Source organism: Rhodococcus sp. HNM0563, assembly GCF_012726195.1.
Taxonomy (GTDB): Bacteria; Actinomycetota; Actinomycetes; order Mycobacteriales; family Mycobacteriaceae; genus Rhodococcus.
Genome location: NZ_JAASAF010000012.1, coordinates 81023 through 97243, shown reverse-complemented (window position 1 = coordinate 97243; position 16221 = coordinate 81023). Strand labels below are relative to the sequence as shown.

Genomic DNA, 16221 nt, shown 5'->3' with positions numbered 1-16221 from the left:
GTTCCCACTATTCCCGCGGTGAGGAAGGGCACCCTTGGTGGACCCGGGCCTTGAATTCCGTCACACTGGTGTTGTGAAAAGCCCGTCAGAGTTCGTGGAACAGACAGAACGCGCAGGTCGAGCACCTGCCGCGGGTTCTGTGCGTCCATCGGCCGGACGCGAGCACCACGAAGGACAGACCCGTGCTGCGGTCGTGAAACTACTGGTCGAGAACGGACCGGTCACCGCAACCGACATCGGAGAGCGACTCGGTCTGAGCACAGCAGGTGTGCGCCGCCACCTCGATGCACTCATCGAGTCCGGTGAAGCCCAGTCGGTGGTGCCGCCGCGCGCGAAGGCGCGGGGTAGAGGGCGCCCCGCCAGGCGATTCCAGCTCACTTCCCTCGGTCGTGCCCGTCTCGGGCATTCGTACGACGATCTCGCCGGCGCGGCGATGCGCCACCTGCGTGAGCTCGGCGGCTCTGCCGCGATCGAAGACTTCGCGCGCCGCCGGGTCCAATCCATCGTGGGCGGTATCGAACCGGTCGAATCGGACGACGAGATCGACACGGTGGCCGACGAGATCGCCGCGGCCTTCAGTGCTGCGGGATTCGCGGCATCGACACGCCGCGTCGGGGCCGGCGTGCAGATCTGCCAGCACCATTGCCCGGTCTCCCATGTCGCCGAGGAGTTCCCCGAACTCTGCGAGGCGGAACAGGACGCATTCGTGGAGTTGCTCGGCAGTCACGTGCAGCGTCTCGCGACAATCGCCAACGGCGACGCATTCTGCACCACCCACGTGCCGGTGCTCCCCACCAAGGAGTCGCCGAGTCCGTGACCCGCAGCAAACCGCAAGAGATCAGAAACACCAGACATCCCGAAGTTCGTCCGTCGGTACAGCCCGCGCCGACAACCACCCCACTCCGGAAGGAGCCCGCATGACCGTCACATCGGACCAGACATCCGGCGCCGGTACACCGCTGACGCAGGAAGAGACCATCGAGTCTCTCGGCCACTACGAATACGGCTGGTCGGACTCCGACGCTGCCGGCGCGGTGGCGCAGCGCGGCCTGTCCGAGGACGTCGTGCGCGACATCTCCTCGAAGAAGAGCGAGCCCGAGTGGATGCTCGACATCCGTCTCAAGGCGCTGCGGACCTTCGACAAGAAGCCGATGCCGGTGTGGGGTTCGAAACTCGACGGGATCGACTTCGACAACATCAAGTACTTCGTGCGTTCCACGGAGAAGCAGGCCGCGAGCTGGGACGACCTGCCCGACGACATCAAGAACACCTACGACAAGCTGGGTATCCCGGAAGCGGAGAAGCAGCGTCTCGTCTCGGGTGTCGCCGCTCAGTACGAGTCCGAGGTGGTCTACCACCAGATCCGTGAGGACCTCGAGTCGCAGGGCGTGATCTTCCTCGACACCGACTCGGGTCTGCGCGAGCACCCCGAGCTGTTCCGCGAGTACTTCGGCACGGTGATCCCGGCCGGCGACAACAAGTTCTCCGCACTCAACACCGCGGTGTGGTCGGGTGGCTCGTTCATCTATGTCCCGCCGGGTGTCCACGTCGACATCCCGCTGCAGGCCTACTTCCGGATCAACACCGAGAACATGGGCCAGTTCGAGCGCACGCTGATCATCGTCGACGAGAATGCGTCCGTGCACTACGTCGAGGGGTGCACGGCACCGATCTACAAGTCCGACTCGCTGCACTCCGCGGTCGTCGAGATCATCGTCAAGAAGGGTGGCCACTGCCGCTACACGACGATCCAGAACTGGTCGAACAACGTCTACAACCTGGTGACCAAGCGCACCAAGGTCGAGGCGGGTGGCTCGATGGAGTGGATCGACGGCAACATCGGTTCCAAGGTGACGATGAAGTACCCCGCCGTGTGGATGATGGGCGAGCACGCCCGCGGCGAGGTGCTCTCGGTCGCGTTCGCCGGCGAGGGCCAGCACCAGGACACCGGCGCGAAGATGCTCCACCTGGCGCCGCACACCTCCTCGACGATCGTGTCGAAGTCTGTCGCGCGTGCCGGTGGCCGTGCGTCGTACCGCGGCCTCGTCCAGGTCAACAAGGGCGCCTACGGCTCGAAGTCGACCGTCAAGTGCGACGCGCTGCTCGTCGACCAGATCAGCCGTTCCGACACCTACCCTTACGTCGACATTCGCGAGGACGACGTGACGATGGGGCATGAAGCCACCGTCTCCAAGGTCAGCGACGATCAGCTGTTCTACCTGATGAGCCGCGGACTGAACGAGGACGAGGCGATGGCGATGATCGTGCGTGGCTTCGTCGAGCCCATCGCCAAGGAACTGCCGATGGAATATGCACTCGAGCTCAACCGGCTCATCGAACTGCAGATGGAAGGGGCAGTCGGCTAAATGACTGCGGAAGCGAAGAACATTACGACCGGCGGGGGACAAGGCGTCCAGGACGCCGTCCGTGGCGAGAACCACGCATCGGCGGTCGGCACGCAGGCGGTGCCTGCCACCAATAAGGGAGAGGTGTTCACGTCGTTCGACGTGAACGCGTTCGAGATCCCCGGCGGCCGTGACGAGGCGTGGCGGTTCACCCCGCTGCGCCGACTGCGCGGGCTGCACGACAGCACCGCTGTCGCCGACAGCACCGCGACCATCGAGATCAGCGACGTCGAAAATGTGCAGGTCGAAACGGTGGGTCGCGATGACAGTCGACTCGGCCAGGGTGGGGTGCCGTTCGACCGGGTCGCCGCGCAAGCGTACTCGTCGTTCGAGACGGCGACCGTCGTCACTATCGGTCGCGAGGTCGAGGTGGCCGAACCCGTCACGATCACGGTGACCGGCCCCGGCGAAGGACACGTGGCCTTCGGGCACCTCCAGATCCGGCTCGACGCGTTCGCGCAGGTCACCGTTGTGCTCGACCAGAAGGGCAGCGGCACCTACGCGGAGAACGTCGAGTTCGTCCTCGGGGACAGCGCACAGCTGCGGGTCGTTGCGATCCAGGACTGGGCGGACGACGCCGTGCACGTCGCGGCACACCACGCCCGACTCGGGCGCGACGCCGTGCTACGGCACTTCACCGTCGGGCTCGGCGGCGACCTGGTGCGTCTGTCCGCCACCGCCAAGTACGACGGCCCCGGCGGCGACGCCGAGCTTCTCGGTCTGTATTTCGCCGACGCGGGACAGCACCTCGAACAGCGTCTTCTCGTCGATCACTCGCAGCCGCACTGCAAGTCGAATGTGGTCTACAAGGGTGCGCTCCAGGGCGACCCCGATTCGGGTAAACCCGACGCCCACACCGTGTGGATCGGCGACGTGTTGATCCGCGCAGAGGCCGAGGGCACCGATACCTTCGAGCTCAACCGCAACCTCGTGCTCACCGACGGTGCGCGCGCGGACTCGGTACCGAACCTCGAGATCGAGACCGGTGAGATCGTCGGGGCCGGCCACGCCTCCGCCACCGGCCGTTTCGACGACGAGCAGCTTTTCTACCTGCGTGCCCGCGGCATTCCGGAGGATCAGGCCCGGCGGCTCGTCGTGCGCGGCTTCTTCCACGAACTCCTCGAGAAGATCACCGTCCCCGAGGTTCGTGAGCGACTCGAAGCCGCGGTCGAGGCCGAACTCGCTGCGGTCGGCGTCTGACACGCCCCTCTGCTGTTACTCCCATTGACTTTCGAAGGAATCAGTAAACCGATGTCCAGCCCCCAGAACGTCCTCGAGATCAAAGACCTGCACGCCCGCGTCGCGCAGACCGACGCGAATGCCGAGCCGATCGACATCCTCAAAGGTGTGAACCTCACGGTTCGCTCCGGTGAGACCCACGCGATCATGGGCCCGAACGGCTCCGGCAAGTCCACACTGTCGTACGCAATCGCCGGACACCCCAAGTACGAGGTCACCTCGGGTTCGATCACCCTCAACGGTGAGGATGTCCTCGAGATGAGTGTGGACGAGCGGGCACGTGCCGGGCTGTTCCTCGCGATGCAGTACCCCGTCGAGGTGCCGGGCGTCTCGATGTCGAACTTCCTGCGCACTGCCGCCACCGCCACCCGCGGTGAAGCTCCTAAGCTCCGCCACTGGGTCAAGGAAGTCAAAGAGGCGATGAACGAGCTGGACATCGACCCGGCCTTCGGTGAGCGCAGCGTCAACGAAGGATTCTCCGGCGGCGAGAAGAAGCGCCACGAGATCCTCCAGCTCGGGCTGCTCAAGCCGCAGATCGCGATTCTCGACGAGACCGATTCGGGCCTCGACGTCGATGCGCTGCGCGTCGTGTCCGAGGGGGTCAACCAGTACCGCGAGCGTGAGCACGGCGGCGTTCTGCTGATCACCCACTACACACGCATCCTGCGTTACATCAAGCCCGAACACGTGCACGTGTTCGTCGGTGGCCGCATCGTCGAGTCCGGCGGCCCCGAGCTCGCCGATGAGCTCGAAGCGAACGGCTACGAGCGCTTCACCGCCGCTGCTGCGACGGCAGACACTCAGGGAGCGTGACCGTATGACGGTGCCGGTGCGGACATTCGACGTCACCCGGATACGGGAGGACTTCCCGATCCTCGCGCGCACGGTGCGCGACGACAAGCCGCTCGTCTACCTTGATTCGGGGGCGACCTCGCAGCGTCCCGTGCAGGTGCTCGATGCCGAACGCGACTTCCTCTCCACGTGTAATGCCGCGGTCCATCGCGGTGCGCACGCGTTGTCCGAGGAAGCGACCGACGCATACGAAGGTGCACGCGCCGTCATCGCTTCGTTCGTCGGGGTCGATCCCGACGAGGTGGTGTTCACCAAGAACGCCACCGAGTCGCTCAACCTCGTCGCCTACGCATTCGCCGATGCCCGCTTCGCGCACCGGCTCGGCCCCGGCGACGAGATCGTCATCACCGAACTCGAGCACCACGCCAACCTGGTGCCGTGGCAAGAGTTGGCCCAGCGCACGGGCGCAACCCTCCGCTGGTACGGCATCACCGATGACGGCCGCATCGACCTCGATTCGCTCGAGCTCACCGACGCGGTCAAGGTCGTGGCGTTCACCCATCAGTCCAATGTCACCGGGGCGATCGCCCCGGTCGAAGAAATCGTCCGTCGCGCGAAAGCCGTCGGCGCGCTGGTGGTGCTCGATGCATGCCAGTCCGTTCCGCACATGGCGGTCGATTTCCGGGCACTCGGAGTCGATTTCGCCGCATTCTCCGGTCACAAGATGTTGGGACCGTCCGGCGTCGGCGTCCTCTACGGACGCCGTGCTCTCCTCGCGGAGGTGCCGCCGTTCATCACGGGCGGATCGATGATCGAAACCGTGACCATGGACGCGACGTCGTTTGCTGCTCCGCCGCAACGATTCGAAGCCGGCTCGCCGATGTCGTCGCAGGCCGTCGGTCTCGGTGCCGCCGTGCGGTATCTACAGGACATCGGTATGGACGCGGTCGCAGCGCACGAACACGAACTGACCACTGCTGCCCTCACCGAACTCGGTGATATCGACGGGGTACGTATCATCGGCCCGAGCACATCGGAACAACGCGGCGGCGCAGTGTCGTTCGTCGTCGACGGTATCCACGCGCACGATCTGGGCCAGATCCTCGACGACGAGGGCGTGGAAATTCGTGTGGGACACCACTGTGCGTGGCCGCTGCACCGTCGATTCGGCGTCGCAGCAACCGCGCGCGCATCGTTCGCGGTGTACAACACGCTCGACGAGGTCGCGGCGCTCGGCGCCGCGATCCGCCGTGCACAGGACTTCTTCGGGGTGCGTGGCTGATGCGAATGGAACAGATGTACCAGGAAGTGATCCTGGACCACTACAAGCACCCCCATCACCGGGGGTTGCGCGAGCCGTACGGCGCCGAAGTGCACCACGTCAATCCCACCTGCGGTGACGAGGTGACCCTGCGCGTGCACGTCGAGGAGGGTGTCGTCGCCGACGTGTCCTACGACGGGCAGGGCTGTTCGATCAGTCAGGCCTCGACGTCGGTGCTCACCGACCAGGTGATCGGCATGCCGGTGGAGGATGCGATGGCCACCGTCGCGAGCTTCGCCGAGATGGTCGGCAGCCGCGGCACCATCGACGGCGACGAGGACGTGCTGGGCGACGGTATCGCCTTCGCCGGAGTGTCGAAATACCCCGCGCGGGTCAAGTGCGCGCTGCTGGGGTGGATGGCGTTCAAGGATGCTGTCGTGCAGATCGCCGCCAGTACGAGCGACGACGAAACCGTATCGAGCGGAGGACCGAACCGATGACCGAACCCGCCCCCGACACCACTGTCGGAGACACCGAACAGATCACCGACGACGCTGCGGCACTGGTGGCCGACACCGCACCGCCGCTGGACCCCGTGCGCCTCGATGAGCTGGAAGAAGCGATGCGCGACGTGGTCGACCCCGAACTCGGCATCAACGTCGTCGACCTCGGGCTCGTCTACGGAATTTCCGAATCCGACGAGGCCGTCACTGTCGACATGACACTGACATCCGCCGCCTGCCCGCTCACCGATGTGATCGAAGATCAGGCTCGCGGTGCCCTGGTGCGTAGTGGACTGTGCAACGAATTGCGCATCAACTGGGTCTGGATGCCGCCGTGGGGACCCGACAAGATCACCGATGATGGGCGTGAGCAGCTGCGCGCGCTCGGTTTCACGGTGTGACGACTACCGACACCTCCGAATCGGCGGATGCGCCGTCGGCCTCGGTGCCGACGGCCGTCGCTGATTCGGGCCCCGGCACCGATCCGGTGGTCGAGCTCGAGCAGGGCCTGGTGACCCTGTGGCGTCGCGTCCGCGGTCTGATTCGCGAGCGTGCGGCGGCGGTGCATCCCAAACTCGATCCGGTCTGTTATCCGATGCTGATGATGTTGCGCCGCGCCGAGGCTGTGGCGATGGCCGATCTTCATGCGGACCTGGGCATCGAGAAATCCACTCTCACTCGCAGGATCGACAGCACGGTCCGCTTGGGTCTGGTCGAGCGGACACCCGACCCGCACGATGCGCGTGCTCGTCTCCTGGCACTGACCCCGCTGTGCCGCGAACGCCTCAGCGAGCTCGAGTCGGTTCAGACCGAGCAGTGGCGCACCCGATTGTCGGACTGGGACAGCACGGACATCCGTCTACTCGGTGAGCTTCTCGGCCGCCTCGGCGACTCGATCGAAGCTCACGAAGGCTGACCGGCACCGACCACGGATCGTTTCCCGTTCTAGGCGCGCTTGCGCGCAGCGCTCTTCTTCGGTGCTGCTTTCTTGGGGGCAGTCTTCTTCGCGGCAGTCTTCTTCGCCGATGCGTTCCGTCCGGTCGACTTCGTCGCAGCCTTCTTCGTCGCAGCCTTATTCGTACCGCTGTCCTGATCGTCGGAGTCCTGCTTCCCACCCGCAGCCTTGACGCTGCGTTGCAGCGCGGCCACCAGGTCGAGGACCTCGGCATCCTCACCCTCGGTCGACGCTTCGGCGACCTGGAAGACCTTCTCGCCTCCGCGCTCGATCGCGTCGTCGAGCAGCGCACGCAATTCCAGCTGGTATTCGTCGGTGAACTCGGCGGGATCGAAGTCCTCGGACATCGACTCGACGAGTGTCTCGGCCATCGCGAGTTCCTTGTCGGTCGGCGCCGCGACATCGTCGAGCGCACCGAACTCGGCGGCACGTACCTCGTCCGGCCACAACAGCGCCTGCAGGACAAGTACCCCGTCGGTGGTGCGCAGCGCCGCGAGTCGGGTGCGTTGCCGCAGCGTGAAATGCACGAGTGCGGTGCGATCGCTGCGTTCGAGTGTCGCCGCGAGCAGCGCATAGGCCTTGGGGGACGCCGAATCGGGTTCGAGATAATACGTCTTCTCGAACAGGATCGGATCGATCTGCTCGATGGGGACGAACTGCAGGACCGGAATTTCGTGCTTCTCGGCGGCAGGCAACTTCTCGAAGTCGTCATCGGTGAGCACGACGCGCACACCGTCATCGGATTCGTAGGCCTTGTCGATGTCCTGGAAGGGGACGATCTCACCGCATTCGCTGCACACACGCTGGTACCTGATCCGGCCGCCGTCGGCCGCATGGACCTGATGAAACCGGATGTCGTGACTTTCGGTGGCCGAGTACACCTTCACGGGCACGTTCACGAGCCCGAACGCGATTGCACCCTTCCAGATCGAACGCATGGCTCCATCATGATCGACCTCGACCTCGTGGCGCTGCGCTTCAGAGGATTGCACGCATGATCGATCCCCGAACACCCCACGGGACCGCTGCGAACAGTCGGCGCATGCCGTCGAGGGTTCCCAGAACGTCGGTTCGCCCCGAGAGATAGGCGCGTTGCCGATCGGGCGGCAGGTCGAAGAACGCGGCGAAGAACTCGGGGACCTCAGCCGGGTGCAGACCGAGCAGCACCCGCAACCCGAGCGTCCGCAGAGCAGCGACAGTACGCGCTGATCTCGGCCACAGGGACCGGTAAGGATCCGCGCCCGACCGGATCGCCGACGCCACTGGATCCGCGGCAGTGAGCGCGGCGGCCACCGCGTAACCCGTCGCCGGGTGCATCAGTCCGCCACAGGCACCGAAACCGAGCGTGCCGGCGTGCCGTCGCGCTCCGCCTTCGACCGAGAACCGAACCCGCTCCACTGCGGCGGTGGCAGCAACCTCGACGTCTCGTGCGGCCAGTCGTGTCGTGAGTCTGCGCTGTAACTCGGCGAGGGGGAGCGCGGGTCTTCCCACCAGACAGGTCTCCTCGAGCAGAACCTGTTCGTCGCCCAACGGCACTGCGTACAGAAACGACGGAGTGTCCGCATCGCTGGTGCCGTTGTCCTGCCGCCAGTCCATGAACCACGCCGAGTGGCCCTCGAGAGCCGGCGCCGCAACACGCGCGTCGGTCACCACGCCGAAGGCTGTCTGCTGAGCGCACGCAGGCGGTGCCGGTAGCCCGCGTGCATCGAAGACATGTGCGGCGCGCAGTCGCTTCCCATCGTCGAGGACCACCTCACCGGGACCGACCGAGCGGACGCTGGCCTGCGTCACCGCCACCGACTCGAGCGACAGCGACTGCTGCAGCGCAGCGGTGTCGAGCACGACATACGGTCGGTCGAGGACGCGAGGGTGCGTGGTCCACACTCCCGGGGACTCGATCCGCGTCGCGAGAACATCATCGGGTAGCCACGACGGCAACTCGTCCGCCCAGGCGCCGTAGGTCGCGGTCCACGGCCGGTGTGGTGACGGATCGACGGCCCGCACCGACAGACCGGCCTCCGCGCAACGTGCGGCCAACGCACGCCCGGACGGCCCCAGGCCTGCGACCAGCACATCCGCCGTCACTGTCGAGGCCGTACGGTTCTCACCCTGATCATGATCGCCACACTATTCCGCATCCGCGCCGACGTAGTGCATCTCACCTCGTGAAACGGTGCGTGGCGCAGTAAAATGACTGGTTCGTGTGCCGTATGTCCGGCATCGTGTTCTACACACAGTCTCAGCCATCGAGGAGCTCTACGCGTGATCACCGCCACCGACCTGGAAGTCCGCGCCGGCGCGCGGACGCTGCTCTCCTCACCAGGATCAGCGCTGCGTATCCAGGCGGGTGACCGGATCGGGCTGGTAGGACGTAACGGCGCTGGGAAAACCACCACGCTGCGCATCCTCGCGGGGGAGGGCGAACCGTACGCGGGCACCGTGATCCGCTCGGGTGATCTCGGCTATCTTCCCCAGGATCCGAAAGAAGGAAATCTCGACGTCCTCGCCAAGGACAGAGTGCTCTCCGCGCGCGGACTCGACGAGATTCTCCGCAGCATGGAGAAGCAGCAGGCGCTGATGGCCGAAGCTGCGGACGACAAGGTCCGCGACCGTGCCGTGCGTAAGTACGGTTCGCTCGAGGAGCGGTTCTCGACACTCGGCGGGTACGTCGCCGAGTCCGAGGCCTCCCGGATCTGTCACAGCCTCGGTCTACCCGACCGAGTTCTCGGTCAGGCGTTGCACACTCTGTCCGGTGGTCAGCGCCGCCGCGTCGAACTGGCTCGGATCCTGTTTGCCGCGTCCGACGGCTCCGGCGGCAAGTCGGACACCACCCTGCTACTCGACGAGCCCACCAACCACCTCGACGCAGACTCGATCACCTGGCTGCGCGGTTTTCTGCAGAACCACGAGGGCGGCCTCGTGGTCATCAGCCACGACGTGGATCTCCTCGCCGACGTGGTCAACAAGGTGTGGTTCCTCGACGCTGTGCGTGGTGAGGCCGACATCTACAACATGGGGTGGAAGAAGTACCTCGACGCCCGCGCGACCGACGAGGCGCGCCGCCGCCGCGAACGCGCCAACGCGGAGAAGAAGGCGTCGGCGCTGCAGAAACAGGCAGCGAAGCTCGGTGCCAAGGCGACGAAGGCCACCGCGGCTCAGAACATGGCCAAGCGCGCCGAGAAACTGCTGAACGATCTCGACGACGTGCGCGTGGCAGACCGGGTCGCCAAGATCCGGTTCCCTACGCCCGCAGCCTGCGGCAAGACACCGCTCATGGCCAAGGAATTGACGAAGGTCTACGGATCCCTCGAGATCTTCACCGGCGTCGATCTGGCCATCGACCGTGGCAGCCGCGTCGTGATCCTCGGACTCAACGGCGCCGGCAAGACCACGCTGCTGCGTCTGTTGGCGGGCGTCGAGACGCCCGATCTCGGAGAACTCGAGCCAGGTCACGGGCTCAAGGTGGGTTACTTCGCGCAGGAGCACGACACGATCGACGACGCGGCGACGGTGTGGGAGAACATCCGACACGCGGCACCCGACGCCGGTGAACAGGACCTGCGCGGTCTCCTCGGCGCGTTCATGTTCACCGGTCCGCAGCTCGATCAGCCGGCAGGCACACTGTCCGGTGGTGAGAAGACCCGTCTGGCACTCGCCGGTCTGGTGTCGTCTGCAGCGAATGTGCTGCTGCTCGACGAGCCGACCAACAACCTCGATCCGATCTCGCGCGAGCAGGTGCTCGACGCGTTGCGGAGTTACGAGGGCGCCGTGGTGCTGGTCACGCACGACCCCGGAGCTGCCGAGGCGCTCAATCCCGAACGCGTGATCATGCTGCCGGACGGCACCGAGGACCACTGGTCGCAGGATTACCTGGAACTGATTCAGCTGGCGTGACGACCGGGGTCGGGGCAGGTGTTCCCGACCATCGATCCGGTCGGCGTTGCGCGATCCGCTCCGGGCGCTGCCTACGTGAACTAGCCTGGTGCTGGGACCTTCGGCGAGGCGACGGGAGGATTCGATGGCGCGAAATCCTGATACTGGGCAGCCTTCGTACGCGAAGGGAGCCAGAGTGACCGGGGAGTCCAGAGACCGGTTACAGGCCGAGCTCAAGCGACGCTACGAGGCCGGCGCGAGTATTCGGACACTGGCGCAGGAGACCGGGCGATCATACGGCTTCGTGCACAACGTGCTGGTGGAATCGCGGGTGCGGTTGCGCGGTCGCGGTGGCCCGAATCGTCGGCGTGCCGCATCCGCGAGCAACAGCGGTAATTGAGACCGTCCGTCACCGACCTGCGGTGACGACGGTCAGTCGCGGCGGCGGACCGACTCTTCGACGAGGTCGAGCACCTGACCGAGTTCATCCTCGGCATGACCTGACGCGAGCCGCGAGATCAGCCCGTCGAGGACCAGATCGAGATACGCGACGAGCACTTCGGTCGGCACATCGTCGCGGAGTTTCCCGGCGTCACGCTGACGCTCGAGGCGGCCGACCGTGGCCTCGGTCAGCTCGGCCGAATGTTGGGTCCACGCCTTCGCGAAGTCGGGATCGGTGCGGAGTCTGCGCGTGATTTCGAGCCGGGTTCCGAGCCAGTTGAACTGCGCGGGCGTCGAGAGCATGTCACGCATGACCTGGACGAGACCCTCATTGCTGGCGACATCCGCCATGCGTTTGGCATCTTCCTGCGCAAGCGCGAGGAACAGCCCGTCCTTGTCCTTGAAATGGTGGAAGATCGCGCCGCGAGAGAGGCCGGTGGCGATCTCGAGACGTCGGACGGTCGCTCCGTCATAGCCGAATTCGGCGAAGCAGCGTCGTGCGCCGTCGAGAATCTGGCTGCGCCGCGCGGCGAGGTGATCCTCACTGACCTTGGGCACTACCTACATCCTTCCGGAACAGGGCCGTGGCGGAAACGAGGTGGTCGGTGGTGGCACGGCGGGCCCGAGACGAGTTGCGTCCCGGGCCCGCCGCTGCCGTACCGGAGTGGCCGCGTGGCCACGGGGCCGGATCAGCTGCGGATCATGTTCCGCAGCACGTACTGCAGGATGCCGCCGTTGCGGTAGTAGTCCGCCTCACCGGGGGTGTCGATACGCACGACCGCGTCGAACTCGACCTTGCTGCCGTCGGCCTTGGTGGCGGTGACATGCACGGTGCTCGGCGTGGTGCCCTCGTTGAGCGCCTCGATGCCCTCGATGTCGAACGACTCGGTGCCGTCGAGTCCGAGCGACGACGACGACTCGCCGGCCGGGAACTGCAGGGGGATGACGCCCATGCCGATCAGGTTCGAGCGGTGGATGCGCTCGAAGGACTCGGTGATGACGGCCTTGACGCCGAGGAGGCTGGTGCCCTTGGCTGCCCAGTCACGCGACGAGCCGGATCCGTATTCCTTGCCGCCGAGCACGACGAGCGGGATGCCCGCCTTCTGGTAGTTCTGCGACGCATCGTAGATGAACGCCTGCGGCGCACCGTCCTGGGTGAAGTCCCGGGTGTAACCGCCGGACACTCCGTCGAGCAGCTGGTTCTGCAGGCGGATGTTCGCGAACGTGCCGCGGATCATCACCTCGTGGTTGCCGCGACGCGAGCCGAGCGAATTGTAGTCCTTGCGCTCGACGCCGTTGGCATCCAGGTACTGCGCGGCCGGGGTGCCGGGCTTGATCGGGCCTGCCGGGCTGATGTGGTCGGTGGTGACCGAGTCGCCGAGCAACGCGAGTACGCGGGCACCCTTGATGTCGGTGACCGGAGCCGGATCCATCGTCATACCGTCGAAATACGGTGCCTTGCGGACGTACGTGGACTTCTCGTCCCACGCGAAGGTGTCGCCTTCGGGAGTGGCGAGGTTCTGCCAGCGCTCGTCGCCCTTGAAGACATCGGCGTAGGAGCTGCGGAACATGTCCTGGTTGATCGCCGACTTGATGGTGTCGTCGATCTCCTGAGCGGACGGCCAGATGTCCTTGAGGAACACGTCGTTGCCGTCGGTGTCCTGGCCGAGGGCGTCGGTCTCGAAGTCGAAGTCCATCGTGCCTGCAAGACCGTAGGCGATGACCAACGGCGGGGACGCCAGGTAGTTCATCTTGACATCCGGCGAGATGCGACCTTCGAAGTTGCGGTTGCCTGAGAGCACCGCGGTCACCGAGAGGTCGTTGTCGTTGATCGCCTTAGAGATGTTCTCCGGCAGGGGGCCGGTGTTGCCGATGCACGTGGTGCAGCCGTACCCACCGAGGTAGTAGCCGAGCTTCTCGAGGTACGGCCAGAGGCCGGCCTTCTCGTAGTAGTCGGAAACGACCTGCGAGCCCGGCGCCATGTTGGTCTTGACCCACGGCTTGGTGGACAGGCCCTTCTCGACCGCGTTGCGGGCCAGCAGGGCAGCGCCCAGCATGACGGACGGGTTCGAGGTGTTGGTGCACGAGGTGATACCCGCGACTACGACAGCGCCGTGGTCGAGCACGAACTCGCCCTGCTCGGGGGTGGTCACGCGAATCGGCTTGGAGGGGCGGCCCTCGGCGCCGTTCGCGGCGGACGCCACAGCACCTGCATGGTCGTCGGCGAAGGTGAGTGCGGCGGGATCGGACGCGGGGAAGGACTCCTCGACGGCCTCATCCAGCTGGCTGTGATCGGCCGGGGCCTGATCCTCCACGTAGGTGTGGATGTCGCGGCGGAACGCGTTCTTCGAATCCGACAGCAGGATTCGGTCCTGCGGGCGCTTCGGGCCGGCGATCGACGGCACCACGGTGCCGAGATCCAGCTCGAGGTACTCGGAGTAGTTGGGCTCGGCGTCGGCGTCGTGCCACATGCCCTGTTCCTTGGCGTACGCCTCGACGAGCGCGAGCTGCTCGTCGCTGCGGCCGGTCAGGCGCAGGTAGTTGATGGTCTCGCCGTCGATCGGGAAGATCGCGGCGGTGGAACCGAACTCGGGGCTCATGTTGCCCAGCGTCGCGCGGTTCGCCAGGGGCACCTCGGCGACGCCCTTGCCGTAGAACTCGACGAACTTGCCGACGACGCCGTGCTTGCGCAGCATGTCGGTGACGGTGAGCACCACGTCGGTGGCGGTCACACCGGGCTTGATCTCGCCGGTCAGTTTGAAGCCGACGACGCGCGGGATCAACATGGAGACGGGCTGGCCGAGCATCGCGGCCTCGGCTTCGATGCCACCGACGCCCCAGCCGAGCACGCCGAGGCCGTTGACCATGGTGGTGTGCGAGTCGGTGCCGACGCAGGTGTCGGGGTAGGCCTGACCGTTACGGGTCATGACGGTGGGCGCCAGGTACTCGATGTTGACCTGGTGGACGATGCCCATGCCCGGGGGGACGACCTTGAAGTCGTCGAACGCGCCCTGGCCCCAACGCAGGAACTGGTAACGCTCACCGTTGCGCTGGTACTCGAGGTCGACGTTGCGCTCGAGAGCGTCGGCGCGGCCGAAGACATCGAGGATGACCGAGTGGTCGATGACCATATCGGCGGGGGAGAGCGGGTTGACCTTGTTCGGGTCGCCGCCGAGGGCGGTGACTGCCTCACGCATCGTCGCGAGGTCGACGATGCAGGGCACGCCGGTGAAGTCCTGCATGATCACGCGGGCGGGCGTGAACTGGATCTCGATGCTCGGATCGGCCGACGGATCCCAGCCCGCGATCGCGCGGATATGGTCGGCGGTGATGTTTGCGCCGTCTTCGGTGCGCAGCAGGTTCTCGGCGAGGACCTTGAGGGAATAGGGGAGTTTCTCGGTGCCGGGGACCGACGACAGACGGAAGATCTCGTACGAGTTCTCTCCGACCTGCAACGTCCCCTTGGCGCCGAACGAATCAATACTGGTGCTCACATCAGCTCCACTCGTCGTCACGGCTCGCCGTCGACGGGGCTGTGTCGACGGCTCAAGCGAGGCTCACGACTATGCCCGGGGTTGACCGGTGCCGCGGCATCTCGCCACAAGTCTAACAGTACGCTTGTCCTACATACCGGGGGTGGGTGCGAAAGGGTCGCGACGCGGGCTCTCGGCCCGAGGCGCGGTTTCCGATCCGGTCCGGTCGATCGCGTAATGTGCGGGGGTGCCGTACGAGTGCGGCATACCTGCGACACCGACGGCGTCCTCGCCGCACCCGGTTGTTGCGGCGAGTGCGGTTCGTCCGCTTCTGACCAGGACCACCGGAGAGAGATGTCTGCGCCACTTCTTCGTATACCCGGGCCCGCGGCCACGGACCTCCCTCCGGGAGTCGCTCTAGAGACGATCCTCGCGGACCTGGCCGACGATCAGGTCTCGGTCCCCGACAGCGCGGATTCGGAACTCGATCCCTCTCAACTTGTCGAGCAGGTACAACGTGCCCAGGACCACGGCATCGACCTCAGTGTCGTCGTGGTCGACAGCAACCCCTACATGGATTCGCAACTGCGCGACCTCGCCACAGCCGTCGGATCCGAGGACGGTGGCACCGTGCTCGTGCTCAGCCCCAATTGGGTGGGAACCTTCAGCGACGCGCTCGATCGTGTGACGCTCGAAGCGGCGCAGGACCGGACCTACACGGGAGATGCGGTGAAGTCGACAACCAACTTCGTCGACTCGCTACTCGAACCCTCCCCGCCGTGGACTGCGATGACCCTCGTGCTGATTCTCCTGGTCGCGGCCGCCGGGGGCCTGACGTATCTCGCGAAGATCAGGCGTGCGCACGCCGAACCGGAGGCGGGTTCCGCAACGGGACAGGTTTCTCCCGAAAGGGACAGTTCTTCGCGCTGAAATCTCCCGGATGCCGCGCCTTCACCCGATCGCGGCCGATTCCCCTGCCGGAGTGACCGCCCAGTGCGACGCCGACGGGGCGGGGGCGGCGCTGTCCCGTAATGAATGACCAGGGCGTTTCCGACGAATATCTGTGACTGTCGTGCGGGAGGTGCCCACAGTGTCGTACGGTTCACGTGGCGCTCTTGGGGAAGAAGTGTCACAACCCGAGTAGCGGGACGCTGACCCGTTACCCGCACGAGATCATCAGCGATCGGCCGCACGACGGCGGACGATCGGTGCTGTGCGCTCTTCTCTGTGTGCTCTTCTCCGGGCGTCGGGGTCGGCCGGTGCGATCGGTCGGCACGAT

At 65.7% G+C, this 16221-nt stretch carries 15 protein-coding genes; 11 read left to right on the top strand and 4 right to left on the bottom strand.

All coding sequences use genetic code 11. The features are described from left to right. The first annotated feature begins 37 nt into the window (after positions 1–37). The 8 genes from HCA61_RS23245 to HCA61_RS23210 all read left to right on the top strand — a co-directional run bounded on the left by HCA61_RS23245 (position 38) and on the right by HCA61_RS23210 (position 7116). Positions 38–817: a helix-turn-helix domain-containing protein gene (locus tag HCA61_RS23245; RefSeq protein WP_169690553.1), complete on the top strand. Its 780-nt coding sequence runs from the start codon at positions 38–40 to the stop codon at positions 815–817. A 100-nt stretch (positions 818–917) separates the two neighbouring features. Next, on the top strand, positions 918–2366 hold the full coding sequence (gene sufB, locus HCA61_RS23240) for a Fe-S cluster assembly protein SufB (protein ID WP_169690552.1): 1449 nt from the start codon (positions 918–920) through the stop codon (positions 2364–2366). Continuing rightward, positions 2367–3605 (top strand): Fe-S cluster assembly protein SufD, encoded by a 1239-nt coding sequence (gene sufD / locus HCA61_RS23235; protein WP_169690551.1) that lies wholly within the window; start codon positions 2367–2369, stop codon positions 3603–3605. A gap of 51 nt (positions 3606–3656) precedes the next feature. Then, complete coding sequence (gene sufC, locus HCA61_RS23230; RefSeq protein WP_169690550.1) at positions 3657–4457, top strand: Fe-S cluster assembly ATPase SufC; 801 nt, start codon at positions 3657–3659, stop codon at positions 4455–4457. A gap of 4 nt (positions 4458–4461) precedes the next feature. Further along, positions 4462–5718 carry a cysteine desulfurase gene (locus HCA61_RS23225; protein ID WP_169690549.1) on the top strand — a complete coding sequence of 419 codons (1257 nt, stop codon included), beginning with the start codon at positions 4462–4464 and terminating at the stop codon, positions 5716–5718. Beyond that, entirely contained in the window at positions 5718–6197 is a 480-nt protein-coding gene (sufU, locus tag HCA61_RS23220) for a Fe-S cluster assembly sulfur transfer protein SufU (RefSeq protein ID WP_169690548.1), read from the top strand. The genes HCA61_RS23225 and sufU overlap by 1 nt, the downstream gene beginning before the upstream one ends. Further along, positions 6194–6601, top strand: coding sequence for a metal-sulfur cluster assembly factor (locus HCA61_RS23215; protein ID WP_169690547.1), 408 nt, complete (start codon positions 6194–6196; stop codon positions 6599–6601). Before sufU ends, HCA61_RS23215 begins: the two co-directional genes overlap by 4 nt. Before the next feature lie 107 nt (positions 6602–6708). Next, the gene (locus HCA61_RS23210; RefSeq protein WP_206040489.1) at positions 6709–7116 is read left to right on the top strand and encodes a MarR family winged helix-turn-helix transcriptional regulator; all 408 of its coding nucleotides are present in this window, start codon (positions 6709–6711) and stop codon (positions 7114–7116) included. A gap of 29 nt (positions 7117–7145) precedes the next feature. Here the strand turns inward: HCA61_RS23210 and HCA61_RS23205 are convergent, their stop codons facing one another. Further along, positions 7146–8093, bottom strand: coding sequence for a Ku protein (locus HCA61_RS23205; RefSeq protein ID WP_169690546.1), 948 nt, complete (start codon positions 8091–8093; stop codon positions 7146–7148). A 40-nt stretch (positions 8094–8133) separates the two neighbouring features. Continuing rightward, entirely contained in the window at positions 8134–9240 is a 1107-nt protein-coding gene (locus tag HCA61_RS23200; RefSeq protein ID WP_169690545.1) for a lycopene cyclase family protein, read from the bottom strand. A 177-nt stretch (positions 9241–9417) separates the two neighbouring features. Here HCA61_RS23200 and HCA61_RS23195 point away from each other — a divergent pair, with 177 nt between their 5' ends. Next, positions 9418–11049 carry an ABC-F family ATP-binding cassette domain-containing protein gene (locus tag HCA61_RS23195; protein WP_169690544.1) on the top strand — a complete coding sequence of 544 codons (1632 nt, stop codon included), beginning with the start codon at positions 9418–9420 and terminating at the stop codon, positions 11047–11049. 124 nt (positions 11050–11173) lie between these two features. After that, complete coding sequence (locus tag HCA61_RS23190; protein WP_169690543.1) at positions 11174–11428, top strand: helix-turn-helix domain-containing protein; 255 nt, start codon at positions 11174–11176, stop codon at positions 11426–11428. Positions 11429–11460: 32 nt separating this feature from the next. Here the strand turns inward: HCA61_RS23190 and HCA61_RS23185 are convergent, their stop codons facing one another. Together HCA61_RS23185 and acnA are read right to left on the bottom strand one after the other, a co-directional pair. Continuing rightward, the gene (locus HCA61_RS23185) at positions 11461–12027 is read right to left on the bottom strand and encodes a TetR/AcrR family transcriptional regulator (RefSeq protein ID WP_169690542.1); all 567 of its coding nucleotides are present in this window, start codon (positions 12025–12027) and stop codon (positions 11461–11463) included. A 131-nt stretch (positions 12028–12158) separates the two neighbouring features. Beyond that, on the bottom strand, positions 12159–14963 hold the full coding sequence (gene acnA / locus HCA61_RS23180; protein ID WP_169690541.1) for an aconitate hydratase AcnA: 2805 nt from the start codon (positions 14961–14963) through the stop codon (positions 12159–12161). Positions 14964–15296: 333 nt separating this feature from the next. On the opposite strand from acnA, the gene HCA61_RS23175 reads away from it, so the two are divergent. Next, positions 15297–15872 carry a DUF6676 family protein gene (locus HCA61_RS23175; protein ID WP_240960034.1) on the top strand — a complete coding sequence of 192 codons (576 nt, stop codon included), beginning with the start codon at positions 15297–15299 and terminating at the stop codon, positions 15870–15872. The last annotated feature ends 349 nt before the right edge of the window (positions 15873–16221 follow it).

Coding starts and splice junctions, on each gene's coding strand:
- sufB (WP_169690552.1), top strand. CDS start 918: ATGACCGTCACATCGGACCAGACATCCGGCGCCGGTACACCGCTGACG.
- sufD (WP_169690551.1), top strand. CDS start 2,367: ATGACTGCGGAAGCGAAGAACATTACGACCGGCGGGGGACAAGGCGTC.
- sufC (WP_169690550.1), top strand. CDS start 3,657: ATGTCCAGCCCCCAGAACGTCCTCGAGATCAAAGACCTGCACGCCCGC.
- HCA61_RS23225 (WP_169690549.1), top strand. CDS start 4,462: ATGACGGTGCCGGTGCGGACATTCGACGTCACCCGGATACGGGAGGAC.
- sufU (WP_169690548.1), top strand. CDS start 5,718: ATGCGAATGGAACAGATGTACCAGGAAGTGATCCTGGACCACTACAAG.
- HCA61_RS23215 (WP_169690547.1), top strand. CDS start 6,194: ATGACCGAACCCGCCCCCGACACCACTGTCGGAGACACCGAACAGATC.
- HCA61_RS23205 (WP_169690546.1), bottom strand. CDS start 8,093: ATGCGTTCGATCTGGAAGGGTGCAATCGCGTTCGGGCTCGTGAACGTG.
- HCA61_RS23190 (WP_169690543.1), top strand. CDS start 11,174: ATGGCGCGAAATCCTGATACTGGGCAGCCTTCGTACGCGAAGGGAGCC.
- HCA61_RS23175 (WP_240960034.1), top strand. CDS start 15,297: ATGTCTGCGCCACTTCTTCGTATACCCGGGCCCGCGGCCACGGACCTC.